The organism is Nocardioides luteus (genome assembly GCF_000960475.2).
GTDB lineage: Bacteria > Actinomycetota > Actinomycetes > Propionibacteriales > Nocardioidaceae > Nocardioides > Nocardioides luteus_A.
Genome location: NZ_JZDQ02000006.1, coordinates 102,215 through 121,553, shown reverse-complemented (window position 1 = coordinate 121,553; position 19,339 = coordinate 102,215). Strand labels below are relative to the sequence as shown.

The following is a 19,339-nucleotide window of genomic DNA, read 5'->3' as shown; positions in this document are numbered from 1 at the left end:
CGCGTGGAGCTGAACGAGTCTCAGAGTGACCGGGCCGTCGGGGCCATCGTCGGAACTGCGGTCGCGGATGCGCTCGGGGCTCACTACGAGTTCGACCGGCCCCGGCTGGGGGCCGATGAGAAGGCGCAGATGCTCGGCGGCGGTCTCGGCCCGTTCGCGCCCGGCGAGTGGACCGACGACACGACCATGGCGTGGTGCATCCTCGAGGTCGCTGCGGGCGGGCTGGATCTGCGGAGCGAGGAAGGGCTGACCGCGGTCGCCCGCAACTTTCGGACGTGGGCGGAGTCGGATCCCAAGGACATCGGCAACCAGACCGCTCGGGTGCTCAACACCGCCGGCCCTGACCCGACGGCACAAGACCTCTTCTACGCGTCGTCGGAGCTGGACAAGGTGACGCGCCACACCGGCGGCAACGGCTCGCTGATGCGTACGTCACCCGTGGCCCTCCGGTATCTCGGCGACCGAGAAGCTGTCGCTGACGCCGCCCTGCGAGTGAGCCGGCTGACCCACTGGGATGAGCATGCGCAGTCGGGCTGTGCCCTGTGGTCCCTGGCGATCGAGCACGCGGTGATGCACGGCGAGCTCGACATACGCTCCGGCCTCGCCCACCTCTCCCACGCCGAGGCTGGCTTCTGGACCGAGAAGCTCGACGAGGCCGAGGCCGCGCTGCCGGCGACCTTCAACCCCAACGGCTGGGTCGTCACCGCGTTGCAGGCCGCGTGGTCCTCGATCGCCCAGACCCCGGTCACGGGGCCCGAGCACTACGTCGAGGCGCTGAACACCGCGATCCGGATCGGCAACGACACCGACACGGTTGCCGCCATCGCCGGCGGCCTCCTCGGCGCCCGCTGGGGCGCGTCCGCCATCCCGGCCGAGTGGCGCAAGCTCAGCCACGGCTACCCCGGCATCCCCGGCGACGTCCTCGCCACCCTCGCCCTCGACACGGTTGCCGCCGGTCGGCCTCACTGATCGACGCGTCCGGCGGCGCCTACATCAGTGGGCGGCACCTTGTGAACTGTTCACAAGGTGCCGCCCACTGATGTAGGCGCGACAAGCACACAGAACTGTCGGTGCTCACGCATACCGTCACCCCTATGAAGCTGACCGCCCGAGCCGCCGCCGAGACGATCTCGGTCGCTCACAACATCGGCCTGCGAGACGCGGGGCGGGTGCTGACGGCCGGGCTGGCGGGTCCCGCGACGCGGCAAGGGAGTGCGCTTCTCTACGACGAAGAGCGGCTCGACCATCTGCTCGACCGGCCCGAATGTCCCAGCTCCGAGCTCGACCGCTGGCGCCCGTTCATCGTCCGAGTCGACAGGAAGCAATCGTTCGACACCGACGCCGCTTGGGGCGACCGTGCTCGTGCCGTCGCCGGGCCGTGGCGGCTTCCGCTGCCGACCTCGATCTACCTCGCATGGCACAGCAGCTTGAATCCATTGAATCCAAGAACCGGCATGCGACACCCACTGATCGGGGTCATCGCCGACTGGGTGGCCGTCGGTGCCGAGATCACCGGATACGACGACCACGACTTCCGCCTCGAACCGCCCGGGCCGTGGTTCGACTCGTTCGAGGACACCTGGCTGCCCCTCCCGCCTCGACGGCGCTGGATGCTGTGGGGCGCGCCATCGACCATGACCCAACCGCCGGCGAACCCCGAACGCACGGCCTCGCAGTCGGCCTACAAGGCCTCACGCGATTGGCCGGCCGACGACGTACCCGTCCGCTCGAACGGACGCCTCTGACCGCCTGGGCTCAGCGGAGCGGGCGGATGTGGAGACCGATCTCGGGGTCGACGAGGACCTCCTGCGCGACCGGCATCCCGTCCACGACGAGCTGCGCATCCACGGGTACGTTGCGCTTGACCAGCCCCAACGCGATCGGGCCGAGCTCGTGGTGGCGGGCAGAGGACCCGACGAAGCCGACCGTCTTCTCCCCGAAGACGAGGTCAGAGCCAGCAACAGGCAGCCGGTTCTCGGAGCCGTCCAGGTGGAGCAGGACGAGGCGCCGCGGCGGACGGCCCAGCGTGTGCACGCGAGCGACCGTCTCCTGGCCGCGGTAGCAGCCCTTGTCGAGGTGGACCGCATACTCCGCACCGGCCACGTCCGCGGAGCCCGGCACCCAGCCGACCTCGTTGGGGATCGTCCGAGCGTCGGTGTCCACGCCGAACCGCGGCTCACCACGCTCGATCCGGAGAGCCTCGAACGCCCAGAACCCGCAGGCGGGGCCCGCGGCAGCGGCGTACTTCTCCAAGGACTCGCGCGGGACGAAGGAGTAGCCCTGCGCCGGGCGCCACACGGACGCCTGCGACGTCTCGAGTGTGATGGTGACGTCGGACCAGAACTTCATCCGCTCCAGGTAGCCGACCAGCGCCTCACCGGCGCCCGGCTCGGTCCACGCCAGGAACGAGGAGCCGTCGTCGACGCCGGAGAAGAAGTGCTCGACATGTCCCTGCGGTGAAAGGATCAGGGCCGAGGTCCAGACGCCCGGGGCCAGGCCCTCGAACGCCTGCGAGGTGAGCGAGTGCAGCCAGGTCAGTCGATCAGGTCCCGCGATCCGCACCACGTCGCGGTGGGAGAGATCGACGAAGCCCTCGCCCGAGGCCAACGTCCGCTGCTCGAGGTTGAACGACCCGTAGTGCGCGGCGACGGGTGCGTCGGCCCCGTCGCCGGCGACGGCGCCGGGCAGGGACAGAAGCGGGCTGGCAGTCATCATGCGGTGCTCCTACGTGGGCTCAGAAGAACAGTCGACGCACGCTCCGAAGACAGTCAGATGAGCGACGTCTGCCTCGAAGGCGTACTCCTCACGCAGCCGCTCGCAGATTCCGTCGGCCACAGAGGGGTCAACACTGGTGACCTTCTGACACTTCCTGCACACGGCATGAAAATGCGGGCGACCGGAGACGGAGTGGTAGGTCGAGGCGCGCTCGCCCAGGTGGGCGTGGCGTACCAGGCCGAGCTCCTCGAGCACCTCGAGGTTGCGGTAGACGGTGGAGAGGTTGATCGCGGAGGACGACTCGCGCACGACGGCGAGCACCTCCTCGGGGGTGGCGTGCCGCAGCCGCTCGACGGCGCCGAGGACCAGCTCGCGCTGGGGCGTGAGGCGATAGCCCTTCGCCCGAAGGGCCTCGCGCCAGTCCTCAGCCGCCTCGGTCATCGCGCCTACTTGGGGACCCGCTTGAGCCGCGCCCACAGGTGCGGCTGCAGCGCCTGACCCATCGCGGCCATGTCGTACGCATAGAGCAGGTCGCCCTCGACGTTGCCGTAGAGGCGTTTGCCGGCGGTGTATTCCTTCGCCGTCTCCGTGCGAGCGACCGCGTCGGTGACCACGTCGAGCTTGCCGCCCTCGGCCTTGCCGTACCAGATCTCGACGATGCCGCTGCTGTGCGTCATCACCCACTCGACCTCGCCCTCGGGGCGGAAGCGGAGGAAGCCGGTCTCCAGGGCCGCGTCGCGCACCTTCTCCCCCGTCTCGGGGTCGATGATCCACGAGCGCGCGAAGTAGTGGAAGAACGGTCGCCCGTCGTGGGTGAAGATCAGCTCCTGCCCGAACTCGAACTTGTCGATCGTCGGATAGTCACCGTGCCCGTTGCCCTGCCAGGTGCCGAGCATCCACGCGCAGGGACCGGCGTCGGGGTGAAGGTTCTCCGGAAGTTCGAAAGCCACACACCGAGTTTAGGCCGTACGTCGGCTACGACCCGAAACGCAAGCGCTAGTGTGCTCGGCATGCAAGAACTCGTGGTGAAGGTGACCGTGGGCGCCGAGGCGCCCGAGCGTACGAACCAGGCCTTCACGGTCGCCTCTGCGGCCGCGACGGCGGGCGCGAAGGTGTCGCTGTGGCTCACCGGCGAGGCGACGTGGTTCGCGGTGCCCGGGCGCGCGGAGGAGTTCGAGCTGGAGAACGCGGCGCCGCTGCAGGAGCTGATCGGGCTGGTCATCGAGGCCGGCCAGGTCACCGTGTGCAGCCAGTGCGCGTCCCGTCGCGATCTCTCCGAGGAGGACCTGATCGACGGCGTCACCATCAAGGGCGCGGTCGTGTTCGCCGAGGAGATCCTGCGCGACGGCGTACAGGCGCTCGTCTACTGACGACGTCGCCAAGACGAACTACACGTATGTAGTTCCAGGTAGCAGGCGTGTTAATCCTTTCGGAGACTCCACACGCCGTCTACTTGGCCGTTAGCATTCACCCTCGTGAGCACGCAGACCCCCAGTGGCAAGTGGTGGAGCCGGGATTCGGCCGCCCAGCCGGGTGAAGACGAGGACCTGACGGCGCGTGCTGCGGAGCTGGCCCGCGCGGCCGCCGCAGCCGAGTCGCTTCGCATCGCAGCCGAGCAGGCGGCCGCCGAGCAGGCGGCCGAGCGGCTGGTGGCCGAAGAGTCCGCCGCCCAGCACGCAACCGCCCGCGCCAAGGCGGACGAGACCGCCAAGCTCCACGCCCAGCTGGCCGCCGACGCCCACCAGGCGCGCGAGGTCGCGGAGAAGGCAGCCGAGGAGTACGCCCGCGCCAGGGTCGAGGCCGAGAAGCTCGCCGACACCCGTGCCAAGGAGCGCGCCGAGGCCGAGGAGGCCGCGGTCGCGAGGGGCAAGGAGCTGGAGGAGGCCGAGCGCCGCCTTCTCGAGGCGGCTCGCACCGCCGAGGAGCAGACCCGCGCGCGCACCGAGGCCGAGGAAGCCGCCCGCACCAAGGCCGAGGAAGCCGCAGCAGCGGCCGCCTCCGCCGCGGAGGCGCACACGAAGGCGGCCGAGCACGCCGAGCTGGCCCAGGCCGCGTACGCCGCTCGCAGCGTCGCGGAGGCAGCCGCCGAGGACCGCCTCGAGGAGATGGACGAGCTCCGTGACGCGCTGGCGGCCGCCGAGAAGGCTGCCCGCAAGGCCGCCGACGAGGCCCGTGCCGCCTACGAGGCACGCAGCGAGGCGGAGGCAGCCGCCGAGGCCGCCTACACCGCCCGTGCCGCGGCCGACACCCGTTCCGAGGAGCTCGCGCGGATGCGCGAGGAGGCCGACGCGGCGGCGGCCGGCCGCGCCGACGAGGCGCTGGCCGCGTTCACCGCGCGCCAGGCCGCCGAGCAGGCGGCCAACGACCGTGCGACCGAGGCCGAGAAGGCGGCTGCCGCGCGGATCACGGCCGAGGAGTCCGCGGTCGCGATGGCGACGCAGGCCGAGCGGGCCGAGCAGGCCCGCAAGGACGCCGAGGCTGCGGCCGAGGCCGCCTACGCGGCCGCCGAGGCCGCGGCGACCGCCCGCGCCGAGGCCGAGGAAGCAGCGAAGGAGGCCTTCGAGGAGCGCAAGGCCGCCGACGCCAACGCCGAGGACCACGCGATGACCCGGGCCGCGGCGGAGGCCGCGGCGGCCGACCAGTACGCCGTGGCAGCCGAGGCACTCGCCGCGCGCACCGAGGCGGAGGAGGCCGCGCTGCGCGCCTTCAAGGCCGCCGACGCCGCCAACGACGCCCGTCTCGAGGCCGAGAAGAGCGCGAAGCAGTACGCCGAGTTCGCCGCTGCTGCCGCGCACGAGGCCAACGAGAACGAGGAGCGCTACCGGCAGCTCACCGAGCTCGCCTCCCAGGCCGAGCAGGCGGCCGAGGCCGCCAACCTCGCGCGGATGGCCGCCGACCAGCGCGCCTCCGAGCACGCCGATCTCGCGGTGCAGGCGCTGGAGGGCCGGCGCGCCGCGGAGCGCGCTGCGACCGAGGCCAACGAGGGTCGTCGCGCGGCGGAGTCCGCCCTGCGTGCCGCCCACGAGGCGATGACCGAGGTCGTCACGGCACAGGCGCGCGAGCGGGAGGAGGCCGAGCGCCGGATGACCGAGATGATGAACCGTCTCGCCGACGTCCAGGAGCAGGCCACCGAGGCCGTGCGCCTGCGGGCCGAGGCGGAGGAGGTCGCCGGCCAGAAGGCGATCGACCGCCAGGCCGTCGAGGCTTCGATCCTGCACAACACCGAGCTCGTCGAGCAGGCCATCGTCGACCGGCAGATCGCCGAGCGCCGCAGCGCCCAGCTCGCCAAGCAGCTCGCCGACCTGCGTGAGGCCGTCATGCTCGCGGTCAAGGGTGGCAGCACCAACAAGCGCGCCATGCAGGCCCTCGAGCTCACCCTCGCGGCGACCCCGGTCCCGCCCGAGGCGAGCCTGCCGATCCCGGATGCCCCGGACGAGCCGCTCGTCGTCGAGCCCCTCGCGCCCGTCGAGACCGCCAAGGCCACCGCTCCCGCACCGGTCGACTCATCAGCAGCACCGGCGGCCGGTCCCCCGACCGCTCCCGTGACGCTGCCCGAGCGGACGACCGGCAAGAAGCAGAGCACCAAGAAGCAGGGACCCAAGGAGTCGCTGCCGGAGCCGAAGGACCTGCCCGACACTCCGAGCGACTCGCTCCCCCAGCGCTCGAGCGGCTGGCTGGCCGCGGTCAAGCTCGCCGAGTCCGGCAAGTTCCCCGGCGCCAAGATCCCCGGCGCCAACTCCTCCGCGCCGGAGCCGGTCAAGGCCACCGAGGACACAGGTTCCGGCGAGCCGGAGGGCGACTCGGTCGGCGCCAAGCAGCTGACCGTCCGCACCTTCCACCCCGAGGACGGCTCGCTCATGACCGAGAGCACCGTCACGGTCACCGAGGAGGGTGTGCTCGACGTACGCAAGAACGAGCAGACCCACACCTACGACCTCTACGACACCCACACCGACATCACCATCAAGGGTGAGCCGGCCACCGACGAGTGGGTCGTCGAGTTCAACACCGACGAGGCCGGTGCGGTCCAGGTCGACAAGTCGATGGTCGACCCCGAGGCGTTCCAGCGGGAGGTACTCCGCTGGCGCCCGGACATGGCCGGCTGAGCGGCTTGCAGGGATACCCGGTTGACCGGGTATCCCTGCGCTTCTCAGGCGTTGCAACACCCGAGAAGCGCAGGAAACACCTGAGAAGTCAGAGGTTGTCGCGCAGGACCTGAGCGATCTCGAGCACAGCAGCACGTGACGTACGCCCGGCGCCGACCACGTTCAGGAACCCGTGGATCTGGTCGTCGAAGCGCCGGTGCGCGACCTTGACCCCGGCCTCCTCGAGCTTGGCGGCGTAGGCCTCGCCCTCGTCGCGCAGCGGGTCGAAACCCGCGGTCGCGACGTACGCCGGGGCGACCCCGCTCGTCGGGATCTCCGCGTGCAGCGGGGCGTGGCGCGGGTCGCGGCGGTCTGTCCCCTCGGGCAGATAGTTGTCGGTCGCCGCCGCGATGAAGTCGGCGGTCAGGTAGAAGCCCTCGCTGAGCTCCTCGCGGCTGCGGGTGGCCGCCTCCGACTGCGTCACCGGGTAGATGAGGAGCTGGAACGCGCAGGCCTCGCCGACCGCGAGCGCGACCCCGGCCGCCAGGTTTCCGCCGGCCGAGTCACCACCCACCCCGATCCGGGCCGGGTCCGCACCGAGCTCGGCCGCGTGCTCGACCGCCCACCGGAAGGCCGCGACCGAGTCGTCGTACGCCGCCGGGAACGGTGACTCCGGCGCCAGCCGGTAGTCGATCGAGAGCACCTTGACCCCCGACTCGCTGGCCAGCAGCCGGCAGGGCGCGTCGTGGGAGTCGAGATCGCCGAAGATGAAGCCGCCGCCGTGCAGGAAGACCAGCAGCGGCGCGTTGCCCGAGACGCCCTCGGGGTTGTAGAGCCGCGCCTTGAGACCCGCGACCCAGAGCTCACGCACCGACCCGATCTCCTGGCGACCCCCGCCGAGCTGTGACTGCCGCAGCAGCGCCACCCGCCCCTTCGGGATCGGCAGCGTCGACGGGTCCGGCTCCCCCGACACCTTCATCAGCGCGAGCATGATCTGCGTGTCCACGGCGAGCGTCTGCCCGTCGTACGTCACCGGCTTGCCGACGATCCGCCGCTGCACCGCAGCCGGCAGGTTCATCGCCGCCGCGAACGCTGGCCTCTTGACGGGCACCAGCAGCGGATCGATCAGGGACGACGCACGCGCGAGAATCGACATGCGCCCAAACTACCGGGTACCAGGGACATCGTGTAACAGGTAGTTCGTCAGATGACCGGTCCAAGGGTCAGAGTTCGGATCGCGTCTCCCGCTAGGACACGTACGTGAGTCACACTAGCCCCATGAGTCTCGACCCGCAGGCCCCCACCCGGTCGGCCGAGGACACCGTGAGCCTGACCGCGGTCCCCGACCAGCCGTTCGACGTCGAGCCCGAGTACATCCCGGACCACGAGGCGCTGGCCGAGGTCGAGAAGTACGAGGACAGGTTCCTCGACCGGGAGCTGTCCTGGCTGCGGTTCAACGAGCGTGTGCTGGAGCTGGCGGAGGACGACACGCTGCCGCTGCTGGAACGCGTACGTTTCCTGGCGATCTTCACCTCCAACCTGGACGAGTTCTTCATGGTCCGGGTGGCCGGGCTCAAGCGGCGGATCGCGGCGGGGGTGGCGGTGCGAGCCGCCTCCGGGCTGATGCCGCGCGAGGTCCTCGAGGTGATCTGGCGCACGACCCGGGAGCTCTCCGAGCGGCATGCCGCGGTGTTCCGCGACAAGATCAAGCCGGCGCTGCTCGAGGAGGGCATCCAGCTGCTGCACTGGGAGGACCTCACCCCCGAGGAGGTCAAGGCCTGCAAGAAGCTGTTCAAGGAGCGGGTCTACCCGGTGCTGACGCCGCTCGCGGTGGACCCGGCACACCCGTTCCCCTACATCTCCGGCCTCTCGCTCAACCTCGCGGTGCGCCTGCGCGACCCGAAGACCAAGAAGAAGCACTTCGCCCGGGTGAAGGTCCCGCCGATCTTCAGCCGCTTCGTGCCGCTGGGCAACGACCGCTTCGTGCCGCTGGAGGAGGTCATGCGGGAGCGGCTGCAGAAGCTCTTCCCGGGCATGGAGATCATCGAGGTGCACACCTTCCGGGTCACCCGCAACGAGGACCTCGAGGTCGAGGAGGACGACACCGAGAACCTCCTCACCGCGCTGGAGAAGGAGCTGCTCCGGCGCCGCTTCGGCCCTCCCGTACGCCTCGAGGTGCAGGAGTCGATGACCGACTCGACCCTCGACCTGCTGGTCTCCGAGCTCGGCATCTCCGACAAGGAGGTCTTCCGGCTGCCCGGACCGCTCGACCTGCGCGGGCTGCACGGCATCGCCGACATCGACCGTGAGCAGCTGAAGTACCCCGCCTTCGTGCCGAGCACCCACCCGGCCCTGGCGCCGGTGGAGAGCGCCGCGCCGGTCGACGTCTTCAAGGCGGCCCGGCGGGACGACGTACTCCTCCAGCATCCCTACGACTCGTTCGCGACCAGCGTGCAGCGCTTCATCGAGCAGGCGGCGGCGGACCCGCGGGTGCTCGCGATCAAGCAGACCCTCTACCGGACCTCTGGCGACTCCCCCATCATCGACGCCCTGATCGATGCGGCCGAGGCCGGCAAGCAGGTGCTGGTGCTGGTCGAGATCAAGGCGCGCTTCGACGAGGTGGCCAACATCCGCTGGGCGCGCAAGCTCGAGCAGGCCGGCTGCCACGTGGTCTACGGCCTGGTCGGCCTGAAGACCCACTGCAAGCTGGCCATGGTGGTGCGCGAGGAGCCCGACGGCACCATCCGCCGCTACACCCACATCGGCACCGGCAACTACAACCCGAAGACCTCCAGGCTCTACGAGGACATGGGGCTGATCACCACCAACGAGGCGATCGGCGAGGATGTCGCCCACCTGTTCAACAACCTCTCCGGCTGGAGCCGGGAGGCGACGTACGAACAGCTCCTGGTCGCCCCCGGCAACGTACGCAGCGGCCTGATCGAGCAGATCCACGCCGAGATCGCCCACCATCTGGCGGGGCGGCCGGCCAGGATCCGGCTCAAGGCCAACTCGGTGGTCGACGAGGCGATCATCGACGCGCTCTACCTGGCCTCCCAGGCCGGCGTGCCCGTCCAGCTGCTCGTCCGCGGCATCTGCGCCCTCCGTCCGGGCGTGGAGGGGCTCAGCGAGACGATCGAGGTGCGCTCGATCCTGGGCCGGTTCCTCGAGCACTCCCGGATCTTCTGGTTCGAGAACGGCGCCGCCGACGACGGGGAGGGACCGAACGCCTGGATCGGCTCGGCCGACATGATGCACCGCAACCTCGACCGGCGGGTCGAGGCCCTCGTACGTCTCCCCACCCCGGAGCTCGTGGCCGAGGTCGGCGCACTGTTCGACCTGGCATTCGAACCGACCACGGACGCCTGGATCCTCGGCCCCGACGGGACCTGGACCCGGAACCACGCTCCCGACCACCTCCAGGCGATGTTGATCACACGGCAGCGCCAGCGAAGGCGCGCCGCGACAGGCTGAACACGCCCTGGCATTCGGCGTGTCAAGCGGACTCGCCTAACATGAGCCCGCAGGTCTGCCTCATGAAGCCAGGAGCCCCCCGTGCGTTTCCGAATCCGACCGGTCGACACGTCGTTCTACGACCTGTTCGCCGAGTCTGCCAACCACCTCGTAGGCGGTGTGTCGCTGCTCGCCGAGATGCTCAGCGACAGCGCCGACCGTGAGGACGTCGCGCGCCGCATGCGCGACGCGGAGCATGCCGCCGACGAGACCACCCACGAGCTGGTCAAGAAGGTGAACTCGACCTTCGTCACGCCGTTCGACCGCGAGGACATCTACGCCCTCGGCTCCGGTCTCGACGACGTGATGGACTCGATGGACGAGGTCGTCGACCAGATCTTCGTCTACGGCGTCAACATCCTGCCGCCCGAGCTCTCCGACCAGGTCACCGTGCTCCAGCGCTGCGCCGAGCTGACCGCGTCCGCGATGCCGAACCTGCGCTCGATGACCGAGCTCTCGGAGTACTGGATCGAGATCAACCGTCTCGAGAACCAGGGCGACAAGAACCACCGCCGCATCCTCGCCAAGCTCTTCTCCGGAGAGTACGAGGCGCTCGAGGTCCTGAAGCTCAAGGACATCGTCGAGTCTCTCGAGGACGCGATCGACGGCTTCGAGAAGGTCGCGAACACCGTCGAGCAGATCGCCGTCAAGGAATCCTGAGCCTGCTCAATGGAACTCGCCATTGTCATCGCGGTGGTCGTCGTCGCCCTGGTCTTCGACTACACCAACGGCTTCCACGACGCCGCCAACGCCATCGCGACCTCCGTGTCCACGCGAGCGCTCACCCCGCGCATCGCCCTCCTGCTCGCGGCGGTGATGAACTTCGTCGGCGCCTTCCTGGGCCAGAAGGTCGCCCACACCGTCTCCGACACCATCACCCCACCATCAGGGGCACATGGTCTGACCGTCGTGATGGCCGGCCTGCTCGGCGCCATCGCATGGAACCTGATCACCTGGTACTTCGGTCTGCCCTCGTCCTCCTCGCACGCCCTCATCGGCGGTCTGGCCGGCTCGGCGATCGCCGCCGGTGCGTTCGTCAACTGGATGACGGTCCTGGAGAAGGTCGTCATCCCGATGTTCGTGTCGCCGGTGGTCGCCTTCGGCCTCGGGTTCGGCGTGATGCTCGCGATCATGTGGATCTTCCGCCGCCTCAACCAGCACAAGGCCCAGAAGGGCTTCCGGATCGCCCAGACCATCTCCGCCGCCGCGATGGCACTCGGTCACGGCCTCCAGGACGCCCAGAAGACGATGGGCGTCATCTTCCTCGCCCTCGTCACCGGCGGCTTCCTCTCCGAGGGTGACGACCTGCCGTTCTGGGTCATCGCCGCGGCCGCCACGGCCATCTCGCTCGGCACCATGTCCGGCGGCTGGCGCATCATGCGCACCCTCGGCCGTCGCATCATCCACCTGGACCCGTCCCGCGGCTTCGCCGCCGAGTCGGTCGCCGCCTCGGTGCTCTACACCACGGCGTACGTCTGGGAGGCCCCGATCTCGACCACCCACACGATCACCTCGGCGATCATGGGGGTCGGCGCGACCAAGCGGTTCTCCGCGGTCCGCTGGGGTGTCGCGAAGTCGATCGTCGCCGCCTGGGTCTTCACCTTCCCGGCGGCCGGTGGTGTCGCAGCTGTGACCTACCTGATCTGCCACTTCATCTTCCAACTCCCGTAAAACCCAGCCGAGTCGGCGCATCCTGACCCGTGTCTCGCGAAGCGAAGCGAGCGAGAGGGTCAGGATGCGCCGACTCGGCGTTTGGTCCGGGTCTACCCGAAGCGACCGGAGATGTAGGCCTCGGTGTCCGGGTTGTCCGGCTTGGTGAACATCTGCTTGGTCGGGTTGAACTCCACCAGGTGACCCGGCTGACCGGCGGCCTTCAGGTTGAAGAAGCCGGTGTCGTCGGAGACACGAGCGGCCTGCTGCATGTTGTGGGTGACGATCACGATCGTGTAGTCGGACTTCAGCTCGTGGATGAGGTCCTCGATCGCGGCGGTCGAGATCGGGTCGAGCGCGGAGCACGGCTCGTCCATGAGCAGCACCTCGGGCTGGACCGCGATCGCGCGGGCGATGCAGAGCCGCTGCTGCTGACCACCGGAGAGCCCCATGCCGGGCTTGCCGAGACGGTCCTTGACCTCGTTCCACAGGTTGGCGCCGCGCAGCGCCTTCTCCACGATCGAGTCCGCCTCGGACTTCTTGATCCGCTTGGAGTTGAGCTTGTTGCCGGCGAGCACGTTGTCGTAGATCGACATCGTCGGGAACGGGTTGGGCCGCTGGAAGACCATGCCGACCTTGCGGCGGACGGCCACCGGGTCGACGTTCGGGCCGTAGATGTCCTGGCCGGCGATCTGGATCTTCCCCTCGACGTACGCACCAGGGATGACCTCGTGCATCCGGTTGAGCGTGCGCAGGAAGGTCGACTTGCCGCAGCCGGACGGCCCGATGAAGGCTGTCACCGACTTCGGCTTGATGGACATGGAGACGTCCTCGACGGCCTTGAAGTCGCCGTAGAAGATGCTGGCGTCCTTGACTTGAATGGACATGTGTTTCTCCTAGCGCCCGGTCTTGGGGGCGAAGATCGTGCCGACGATACGGGCGATGAGGTTGAGGACCATGACGAGGACGAAGAGCACCAGTGCTCCACCCCAGGCGTACGAGACGCCCTTCGCCGTGGCCTCCGACAGCTGGGTGAAGATGAAGACCGGCACGGTCATCATCGGGCTGTCATCGAAGGCGTTGCTGTTCATGTTGGGGTTGAACCCGGAGGCGACCAGCAGCGGCGCGGTCTCGCCGATCACGCGCGAGATCGCGAGCACGACGCCGGTGACGATGCCGCCGATGGCGGTCGGGAGCACCATCCGGGTGATGGTGCGCCACTTCGGCACCCCGAGGGCGTACGCAGCCTCCCGCAGGTCGTCGGGGACCAGCTTGAGCATCTCCTCGGTCGAGCGGACGACGGTCGGGATCATCAGCAGCGAGAGCGCGACACCGCCGCCGAAGCCGAAGCGCGTGCCCGGCCCGACGAGCAGGGTGAAGAGCGCGAACGCGAACAGACCCGCGACGATCGAGGGGATGCCGGTCATGACGTCGACCAGGAAGGTGATCGCCTTGGCGAGGCGGTTGCCCTTGCCGTACTCGATCAGGTAGATCGCGGTCATGATGCCGATCGGGATCGAGATCAGCGCGGCGATGCCCGTGACGATCAGGGTGCCCATCAGCGCGTGGTAGAGACCGCCCTGCTCGTCGCCGGTGACCGAGCGCATCGAGTAGGTGAGGAACTCCGGGCTGATGACCGAGGCGCCGCGGGCGACGACCATGTAGACCAGCCAGATCAGCGGGATGACCGCGATGCCGAAGGCCGTCCACACGAGCCCGGTGATCAGCTTGTCGGTGGCCGAGCGCCGGTTCTCCACCAGCAGCGCCCAGAGCGGGTAGCCGATCAGGAACGCGAGCACGCCGATGACGACGGCGCCGACGATGCCCATGCCGAGCACGAGGGCCAGACCACCGAGGGCGATCGCGGCGACGCCGACCAGCCACTGGGCGCCTCGCGGGAGCGTGGCGTGGGAGAGCGTCGTCTCCTCGTTGGAGAGATCGATGTTGCTCACTTGGCCCTCCCTCGGGCGACGATCCAGCGGGCGAAGGCATTGACCAGGAAGGTGAAGGCGAACAGCACGAGACCGGTCGCGATCAGCACGGAGAGCCGGTCGGGCGTGCTCTCCTTGTAGCCCTGGGCGATGTGCGCCGCGATGGTCTGCGGGTTCTGGGTGCCGACGATGAACAGCGAGATGACGACCTTCGGCGAGGCGATCATCGCGATCGCCATCGTCTCGCCGAGCGCACGGCCGAGGCCGAGCATGACCGCGGAGACCATGCCGGAGCGGGCGTAGGGGAAGACCGCGTAGCGGACCATCTCCCAGCGGGTGGCACCGAGCGCCAGCGCCGCCTCCTCGTGCAGTCGCGGCGTCTGTGCGAAGACCTCGCGGCAGATCGAGGTGATGATCGGCAGGATCATCACGGCAAGCACGATCGAGGCCGTGAACAGCGTGCGACCGTTGCCCGAGGGCTGACCGTCGAAGAACGGCAGCCAGCCGAGGTGCTCGGCGAGCCAGGCGTGGGCCGGCACCAGGTAGGGGCCGAGCGCTACCGCGCCCCACAGGCCGAAGACGACCGACGGCACCGCGGCCAGCAGGTCGATGACGTACGCCACCGGGACCGCGACCCGGCGCGGCGCGTAGTGGCTGATGAACAGGGCGATCGCCACGGAGAACGGCACCGCGATGATCAGGGCCAGGACGGCGGCGTACATGGTGGCGAACAGCAGCGGGACCACCAGGCCCAGGAACGAGCCCTGGCCGGCGTAGTGCTGTGCGTCCACGTTGAAGCCCGGGATGCCCTCGATCCCCAGGAAGATGAAGACGGCTGCCAGCGCGACCAGGATCAGGGAGGCAGCGGCCACGGCGAGGCCTCGGAAGACGACATCACCCACCGAGCCACGGCCGGACAGGTCCGACTTCGGGTCAACGCCAGGGTCGGCGCCGGGGTCAGCGGCGACAGTCACAAGGCTTTCCTCGACTTTCTAGTTTCGGTTCTCAAGACAGCCGTACGGGCGGCGGCCGCAGCCACCGCCCGAACGGCGATCACGTCAAACGTATCGGCAACTACTTGATCGCACCGACGAGGTCGAGCGCCTTGTCGGCGGTCTCGCGGTCGAGCGGCGCGGAGCCGGCCTCCTCGGCGGAGACCTTCTGGCCCTCCTCGGAGAGGATGTACTCGAGGTAGCCCTTCACGTTGGCGGCGTCCTCGGCGTTCTCGTAGGTCGGGCAGGCCAGCAGGTAGGAGACCAGCACGACCGGGTAGACGCCGGCCTCGGTGGTCGTCCGGGCGACCTCGACGGCCATGTCGTTGTCGCTCAGGCCCGCCGGCTTCGAGGCGGCCAGGATCTTGGCGGCGGCCTCGGGGGTCGGCTCGACGAAGTCCTCGCCGACCTTGATGCTGGCCACGGTGAGGTCGTTCTCACGCGCGGCGGACTCGTCCATGAAGCCGATGTAGCCGGCACCCTGCATCGCGGTCACGACACCGGAGGTGCCGTCGGCACCCTCGCCGACCTTGATGCTGGCGGGCCACTCACCGTCGGGCTCCTCGGCCCAGCCACCGGCCTTGGAGAGGTAGTCGGTGAAGTTCTCCTGGGTGCCGGAGTCGTCGGAGCGGTGGACCGGGGTGATCGCGGCGTCCGGGAGCTTGGCGTCCGGGTTGAGCGCGGTGATCGCCTTGTCGTTCCACTTGGTGATCTTGCCCGAGAAGATCCCGGTGAGGGTCGCGGCGTCGAGGTCCAGCTTGTCGACGCCCTCGACGTTGAACGCCACAGCGATCGGGGAGACGTACGCCGGGACCTGGATCGGGTCCGCGCCGCACTTCTCCTTGGCCTTGGTCAGCTCGCCCTCGTCGTCGTTGAGAGCGGAGTCGGTGCCGGCGAAGAGGTAGCCGCCGGAGATGAAACCCTCACGACCCGAGCCCGAGCCGACCGGCTCGTAGACCACGCTGAGGTCGGGGTTCGCGTCCTGGATGCCGGCGACCCACGCCGCCTGGCCCTTCTCCTGCGAGGAGGCGCCGCCACCCTTGATGGTGCCCGAGAGGGTGCCTTCGCCTTCGCTGCCGCTGTCCTTCTCGTTGGCAGCGCCGCAGGCGCTGATCGTGAGAGCGAGGGCCGCAGCCGTGATGCCCGGGACGAGTGCCCGGCGCAGCGAGGTGGTGTTCACGCAATTCTCCTGATGATGATGCAGTCGATTCGGAGTTGTCGCGACGACCGTAAGGAGCCGAGGTGGACGGGAAACTCGGCGAAGGTGAACACAGGCTGAACGAGGAACACAGAGTCGGTGGCAAATCAGTGTCAGTTCCGGGCACAGGAGATGAACAGGCCGGCCTCAAGCCCCTGTTAGGCCTGAAATGCCTCAACAGCCCGCACTTCGCCTGCGCGCACGTGCAGCACCATCAGCTCGCCCTTCGCCAGCTTCGGGTCCCGCACACCCAGCCCGTCGAAGATCCACGGCAGCACCGGCCGGTGCGTGCAGATCACCGTCGGAACCGCCAGGTCACGCACAGTGTCCGCGGCCAGGGCGGACACGCTACCTGCCTCCGCGCCCTCCTCGCTGAGCAGTCTCATCTGCTCGGACGCGAGGCCGGCGAGCCCGGCGTAGGGCGCGACGGACTGCACGCAGCGGGTGCTCGTCGAGGTGATCACCCGGCCGACGTCGTAGGCCATCAGCAGACCGGCCAGGGTGACGGCCTGGGCCCGCCCGGTGTCGTCCAGCGGCCGCTCCTCGTCCGCACCGGACCAGGCCGAACGGCCGACAGCCGAGCCGTGGCGGAGGATCACGAGGGGCGTGGTCGGGTGGCGTACGTCCTCGGCCTGGCGCAACGTCTCCCGGTCGTGGGGGTAGGTGAGCCGCTGGTGCGCCTTCTCCAGCGGCAGCCACTCGACGTCGTCGATCTCATCGTTGATCTCGTAGCCGTCGACATCGTCGTCGGCCCCCGCAGCGGTGCGGCCCACCCAGTAGTGGACCACCTTCTGCCCGGCCTCGACGGGATAGCGCTGCGACCTGAGCGGGTGGCCGAGCGCGACGCGTAGGCCGGTCTCCTCCCGCACCTCGCGGATCGCGGCCACCGGTACCGTCTCTCCGGGGTCGACCTTCCCCTTGGGGAAGGACCAGTCGTCGTACTTGGGTCTGTGGATCAGTGCCACCTCGGGCTTGTCGTCGTGCTCGCGAAAAACCACTACGCCGGCGGCCGGGATCTCGGGCATGGGCACAGGGTATGTCGAATGGGCGACCGGGTCGTCTAAGGTTCGTCGGGATGCTCCGCACCCCCCAGCTTCTCGACCACCCCAGGATGTGGGCCGGTCGGTCCTCCAGAGTCGTACGCGCCCACCCCCTGTTGACCATCGTGGTGGGCGTCGTCGTCGTTGCGCTCGTCGTCGTCCTGGCCCGCGCCTGGGCCACCCGTGGGGGCGACCTCGACGAGGCGCTGCGGCTCTCACCCGCCGAGGCGACGCGGGTCTCGTTCACCGACTGGGGCGGCATCCGCGAGCGTGTCGGCGCCGATCTCGATGCCGACTCCACGCCGGAGGAGGTCCACGAGATGATCGACGAGGCCTACACGAAGGACCTCACCTCGACCTCGGTGCTGCCCGACGCCTCGGGCCTGCTGCAGCAGCACTTCGGCTGGTCGCCGGCGACCCTCGACTGGGAGCTCTACACCCAGTCGACCGAGGGCGCCCTGATGATCGGGCACCTCACGGACATGGACGCCGACCATCTCGTCGACCAGCTCACCTCGATGGGGTTCGCCGCCCCCGACGACGATCCCGCCGACGGTGGCGTCTGGGACGGCAGCCTGGTCCCCTTCTCCACCTTCACCGACTCCGGGATCGACTCGACGATCACCCCGCAGCTCACCTATATCGCCTTCCTGCCCGAGCACGACCTGATCCTGGCCTCGGACGGCCGGCGCTACCTGAGCGACCAGGTCAAGGGCCTCGGCGACGGGGACCTGCACGAGCCGATGACGAAGGCGGCGGGCCGGCTCGGCGACCCCCTCTCGGCGTTCATCTACGACGGCGACTTCACCTGCGGCGAGATCGGGCTGAGCGGCGCCTCGGCGGCCGACCAGGACCAGGCCGACGGTCTCGTCGACGCCGCCGGCGACATCAACCCGATCGCGGGCTTCGCCATGGCGGCCGAGCCGAACGGAGACGTACGCGTCGCGATGTCGTTCGAGGACGACGACCAGGCACGTACGAACGCCGACACCCGGGCCAAGCTCGCCGTCGGCCCGGCACCGGGTCAGGGCGGCACGTTCGACGAGCGGTTCAAGCTGGGAAAGGTCGCGGCCGAGGACGAGGTCGTCACCATGCAGCTTCAGCCGAAGAACGGCACGGCCGTGCTCTCCGACCTCGCGAACGGGCCGCTGCTCTTCGCGACCTGCTGAGGGATGCTCAGGGGATGATGCCGAGGATCCGGTCGATCTCCTCCTGGGAGAGGTGATCCTCGGACTCGCTGGCGGCGACGATGAGGTTGGTGGTGAGCTCGACCTCGAGGAGCAGCTCAGGATCTTCCAGCGTCACATCGAACTGGTCAGCCACGCCCGCCGCCTCCTCACGTCACTCAAAGCTCGTCATCACATCATCGCCCAGTCTTGGCGGATCTGGGCGGTGATCCATTAATAACCACCAAAAGTTGTCACATCAAGCGTGACACAGGGGCCCGAAAGGGCCCCCATCAGACCACGAGGCCCCAGCCTTACGGCTGGGGCCTCGTTGCAGATGATCAGTGTCGGCTCACGCCGAACCCGAGATCGTCTTGCTGATCAGAGAGGACGAACGTTCTCCGCCTGCGGGCCCTTCGGACCCTGGGTGACGTCGAACTCGACCTTCTGGTTCTCGTCCAGCGACTTGTAGCCGTTGGTCTGGATCGCAGAGTAGTGCACGAAGACGTCGTCGCCGCCGTCCTCCTGCGCAATGAAGCCGAAACCCTTCTCGGCGTTGAACCACTTAACGGTGCCCTGAGCCATCTGCTCGTTACTCCTTAGTCGGGGCGAGAGGCCACCAGGTTCGGTAGCCCCGCATCAGGGGCGGGTGACACGTCGCTCCGACCTGTGTTTCCCGAACCGGGGTCCGGGCGGGCACAGAGCAGAAACGCCGTTGGATCACAAACTCCGCAGGCGTCAGACCTTCTGGAACTTGCACCTGTTGCGGGAGTGAGACTAGCAACTCACGAGCCTGTGCGAACCCCCCTTGACCGATCGTTTTACGTGCGAAGCGATGAAGGTTGTGCAACGGAGCCGTGAAACTGCCGGTCAGAAGGGGGTATGCCGACCGTTTCCGGACCTGTCTCCGGATCTGATTCCGGACAGCAGAAGACCCCCGCCCGGCTCGGGCGAGGGTCTGAACTGGTAGGCCGTGTCGGTCTCGAACCGACGACCCATGGATTAAAAGTCCACTGCTCTACCAACTGAGCTAACGGCCCGCCGGGAGT

The 19,339-nt window shown here is 68.9% G+C and carries 19 protein-coding genes and 1 tRNA gene; 8 read left to right on the top strand and 12 right to left on the bottom strand.

The genetic code is table 11. The features are described from left to right. Nucleotides 1-3 precede the first annotated feature (3 nt). Both UG56_RS05660 and UG56_RS05655 read left to right on the top strand, forming a co-directional pair. Nucleotides 4-969, top strand: coding sequence for an ADP-ribosylglycohydrolase family protein (locus UG56_RS05660; RefSeq protein ID WP_045549629.1), 966 nt, complete (start codon nucleotides 4-6; stop codon nucleotides 967-969). Nucleotides 970-1,094: 125 nt separating this feature from the next. Beyond that, nucleotides 1,095-1,745 carry a hypothetical protein gene (locus UG56_RS05655; RefSeq protein WP_045549630.1) on the top strand — a complete coding sequence of 217 codons (651 nt, stop codon included), beginning with the start codon at nucleotides 1,095-1,097 and terminating at the stop codon, nucleotides 1,743-1,745. A 10-nt stretch (nucleotides 1,746-1,755) separates the two neighbouring features. Here the strand turns inward: UG56_RS05655 and ygfZ are convergent, their stop codons facing one another. From ygfZ to UG56_RS05640, 3 genes are read right to left on the bottom strand one after another with little or no spacing between them, the layout of a single operon-like run. After that, on the bottom strand, nucleotides 1,756-2,715 hold the full coding sequence (gene ygfZ, locus UG56_RS05650) for a CAF17-like 4Fe-4S cluster assembly/insertion protein YgfZ (RefSeq protein ID WP_045549631.1): 960 nt from the start codon (nucleotides 2,713-2,715) through the stop codon (nucleotides 1,756-1,758). Nucleotides 2,716-2,724: 9 nt separating this feature from the next. Beyond that, nucleotides 2,725-3,156 (bottom strand): Fur family transcriptional regulator, encoded by a 432-nt coding sequence (locus UG56_RS05645; protein WP_008360653.1) that lies wholly within the window; start codon nucleotides 3,154-3,156, stop codon nucleotides 2,725-2,727. Between the two features lie 5 nt (nucleotides 3,157-3,161). After that, nucleotides 3,162-3,665 (bottom strand): FABP family protein, encoded by a 504-nt coding sequence (locus tag UG56_RS05640; RefSeq protein WP_045549632.1) that lies wholly within the window; start codon nucleotides 3,663-3,665, stop codon nucleotides 3,162-3,164. A 60-nt stretch (nucleotides 3,666-3,725) separates the two neighbouring features. Between UG56_RS05640 and UG56_RS05635 the strand changes: the two genes are divergently transcribed. Further along, nucleotides 3,726-4,085 (top strand): DsrE family protein, encoded by a 360-nt coding sequence (locus tag UG56_RS05635; RefSeq protein WP_045549638.1) that lies wholly within the window; start codon nucleotides 3,726-3,728, stop codon nucleotides 4,083-4,085. 105 nt (nucleotides 4,086-4,190) lie between these two features. Further along, nucleotides 4,191-6,821 (top strand): hypothetical protein, encoded by a 2,631-nt coding sequence (locus UG56_RS05630; protein WP_071326889.1) that lies wholly within the window; start codon nucleotides 4,191-4,193, stop codon nucleotides 6,819-6,821. Between the two features lie 88 nt (nucleotides 6,822-6,909). On the opposite strand, the gene UG56_RS05625 is transcribed toward UG56_RS05630, so the two are convergent. Next, entirely contained in the window at nucleotides 6,910-7,956 is a 1,047-nt protein-coding gene (locus UG56_RS05625; RefSeq protein WP_256206453.1) for an alpha/beta hydrolase, read from the bottom strand. Nucleotides 7,957-8,078: 122 nt separating this feature from the next. Between UG56_RS05625 and UG56_RS05620 the strand changes: the two genes are divergently transcribed. From UG56_RS05620 to UG56_RS05610, 3 genes are all read left to right on the top strand, one after another. Continuing rightward, entirely contained in the window at nucleotides 8,079-10,274 is a 2,196-nt protein-coding gene (locus tag UG56_RS05620) for an RNA degradosome polyphosphate kinase (protein ID WP_045548879.1), read from the top strand. Nucleotides 10,275-10,355: 81 nt separating this feature from the next. Continuing rightward, entirely contained in the window at nucleotides 10,356-10,973 is a 618-nt protein-coding gene (locus UG56_RS05615; RefSeq protein ID WP_045548878.1) for a DUF47 domain-containing protein, read from the top strand. Nucleotides 10,974-10,982: 9 nt separating this feature from the next. Next, nucleotides 10,983-11,984, top strand: coding sequence for an inorganic phosphate transporter (locus tag UG56_RS05610; protein WP_045548877.1), 1,002 nt, complete (start codon nucleotides 10,983-10,985; stop codon nucleotides 11,982-11,984). A 92-nt stretch (nucleotides 11,985-12,076) separates the two neighbouring features. On the opposite strand, the gene pstB is transcribed toward UG56_RS05610, so the two are convergent. The 5 genes from pstB to UG56_RS05585 all read right to left on the bottom strand — a co-directional run bounded on the left by pstB (nucleotide 12,077) and on the right by UG56_RS05585 (nucleotide 17,109). Continuing rightward, nucleotides 12,077-12,850: a phosphate ABC transporter ATP-binding protein PstB gene (gene pstB / locus UG56_RS05605; RefSeq protein WP_045548876.1), complete on the bottom strand. Its 774-nt coding sequence runs from the start codon at nucleotides 12,848-12,850 to the stop codon at nucleotides 12,077-12,079. 9 nt (nucleotides 12,851-12,859) lie between these two features. Next, complete coding sequence (gene pstA / locus UG56_RS05600; RefSeq protein WP_045548875.1) at nucleotides 12,860-13,915, bottom strand: phosphate ABC transporter permease PstA; 1,056 nt, start codon at nucleotides 13,913-13,915, stop codon at nucleotides 12,860-12,862. Then, nucleotides 13,912-14,868 (bottom strand): phosphate ABC transporter permease subunit PstC, encoded by a 957-nt coding sequence (pstC, locus tag UG56_RS05595; RefSeq protein WP_218145142.1) that lies wholly within the window; start codon nucleotides 14,866-14,868, stop codon nucleotides 13,912-13,914. Before pstC ends, pstA begins: the two co-directional genes overlap by 4 nt. 100 nt (nucleotides 14,869-14,968) lie before the next feature. Beyond that, nucleotides 14,969-16,066 carry a phosphate ABC transporter substrate-binding protein PstS gene (locus UG56_RS05590; RefSeq protein ID WP_045548874.1) on the bottom strand — a complete coding sequence of 366 codons (1,098 nt, stop codon included), beginning with the start codon at nucleotides 16,064-16,066 and terminating at the stop codon, nucleotides 14,969-14,971. A 176-nt stretch (nucleotides 16,067-16,242) separates the two neighbouring features. Beyond that, nucleotides 16,243-17,109 carry an NUDIX hydrolase gene (locus UG56_RS05585; RefSeq protein ID WP_045548873.1) on the bottom strand — a complete coding sequence of 289 codons (867 nt, stop codon included), beginning with the start codon at nucleotides 17,107-17,109 and terminating at the stop codon, nucleotides 16,243-16,245. 50 nt (nucleotides 17,110-17,159) lie between these two features. Between UG56_RS05585 and UG56_RS05580 the strand changes: the two genes are divergently transcribed. Further along, nucleotides 17,160-18,293 carry a hypothetical protein gene (locus UG56_RS05580; protein WP_045548872.1) on the top strand — a complete coding sequence of 378 codons (1,134 nt, stop codon included), beginning with the start codon at nucleotides 17,160-17,162 and terminating at the stop codon, nucleotides 18,291-18,293. Nucleotides 18,294-18,300: 7 nt separating this feature from the next. Here UG56_RS05580 and UG56_RS28245 read toward each other — a convergent pair whose 3' ends face one another. The 3 genes from UG56_RS28245 to UG56_RS05570 all read right to left on the bottom strand — a co-directional run bounded on the left by UG56_RS28245 (nucleotide 18,301) and on the right by UG56_RS05570 (nucleotide 19,330). Then, nucleotides 18,301-18,447, bottom strand: coding sequence for a hypothetical protein (locus UG56_RS28245; protein ID WP_165111317.1), 147 nt, complete (start codon nucleotides 18,445-18,447; stop codon nucleotides 18,301-18,303). Between the two features lie 224 nt (nucleotides 18,448-18,671). Continuing rightward, nucleotides 18,672-18,875: a cold-shock protein gene (locus tag UG56_RS05575; protein ID WP_045548871.1), complete on the bottom strand. Its 204-nt coding sequence runs from the start codon at nucleotides 18,873-18,875 to the stop codon at nucleotides 18,672-18,674. A 379-nt stretch (nucleotides 18,876-19,254) separates the two neighbouring features. Next, a tRNA-Lys gene (locus tag UG56_RS05570) sits at nucleotides 19,255-19,330 on the bottom strand. Nucleotides 19,331-19,339 lie beyond the last annotated feature (9 nt).

What these genes read in the sequence shown, in the direction of transcription:
- UG56_RS05575 (WP_045548871.1), bottom strand. Translation starts at nt 18,875, where the DNA reads ATGGCTCAGGGCACCGTTAAGTGGTTCAACGCCGAGAAGGGTTTCGGC.
- UG56_RS05585 (WP_045548873.1), bottom strand. Translation starts at nt 17,109, where the DNA reads ATGCCCGAGATCCCGGCCGCCGGCGTAGTGGTTTTTCGCGAGCACGAC.
- ygfZ (WP_045549631.1), bottom strand. Translation starts at nt 2,715, where the DNA reads ATGATGACTGCCAGCCCGCTTCTGTCCCTGCCCGGCGCCGTCGCCGGC.
- UG56_RS05580 (WP_045548872.1), top strand. Translation starts at nt 17,160, where the DNA reads ATGCTCCGCACCCCCCAGCTTCTCGACCACCCCAGGATGTGGGCCGGT.
- UG56_RS05645 (WP_008360653.1), bottom strand. Translation starts at nt 3,156, where the DNA reads ATGACCGAGGCGGCTGAGGACTGGCGCGAGGCCCTTCGGGCGAAGGGC.
- UG56_RS05610 (WP_045548877.1), top strand. Translation starts at nt 10,983, where the DNA reads ATGGAACTCGCCATTGTCATCGCGGTGGTCGTCGTCGCCCTGGTCTTC.
- pstB (WP_045548876.1), bottom strand. Translation starts at nt 12,850, where the DNA reads ATGTCCATTCAAGTCAAGGACGCCAGCATCTTCTACGGCGACTTCAAG.
- UG56_RS05625 (WP_256206453.1), bottom strand. Translation starts at nt 7,956, where the DNA reads ATGTCGATTCTCGCGCGTGCGTCGTCCCTGATCGATCCGCTGCTGGTG.
- UG56_RS05635 (WP_045549638.1), top strand. Translation starts at nt 3,726, where the DNA reads ATGCAAGAACTCGTGGTGAAGGTGACCGTGGGCGCCGAGGCGCCCGAG.
- UG56_RS05620 (WP_045548879.1), top strand. Translation starts at nt 8,079, where the DNA reads ATGAGTCTCGACCCGCAGGCCCCCACCCGGTCGGCCGAGGACACCGTG.
- UG56_RS05655 (WP_045549630.1), top strand. Translation starts at nt 1,095, where the DNA reads ATGAAGCTGACCGCCCGAGCCGCCGCCGAGACGATCTCGGTCGCTCAC.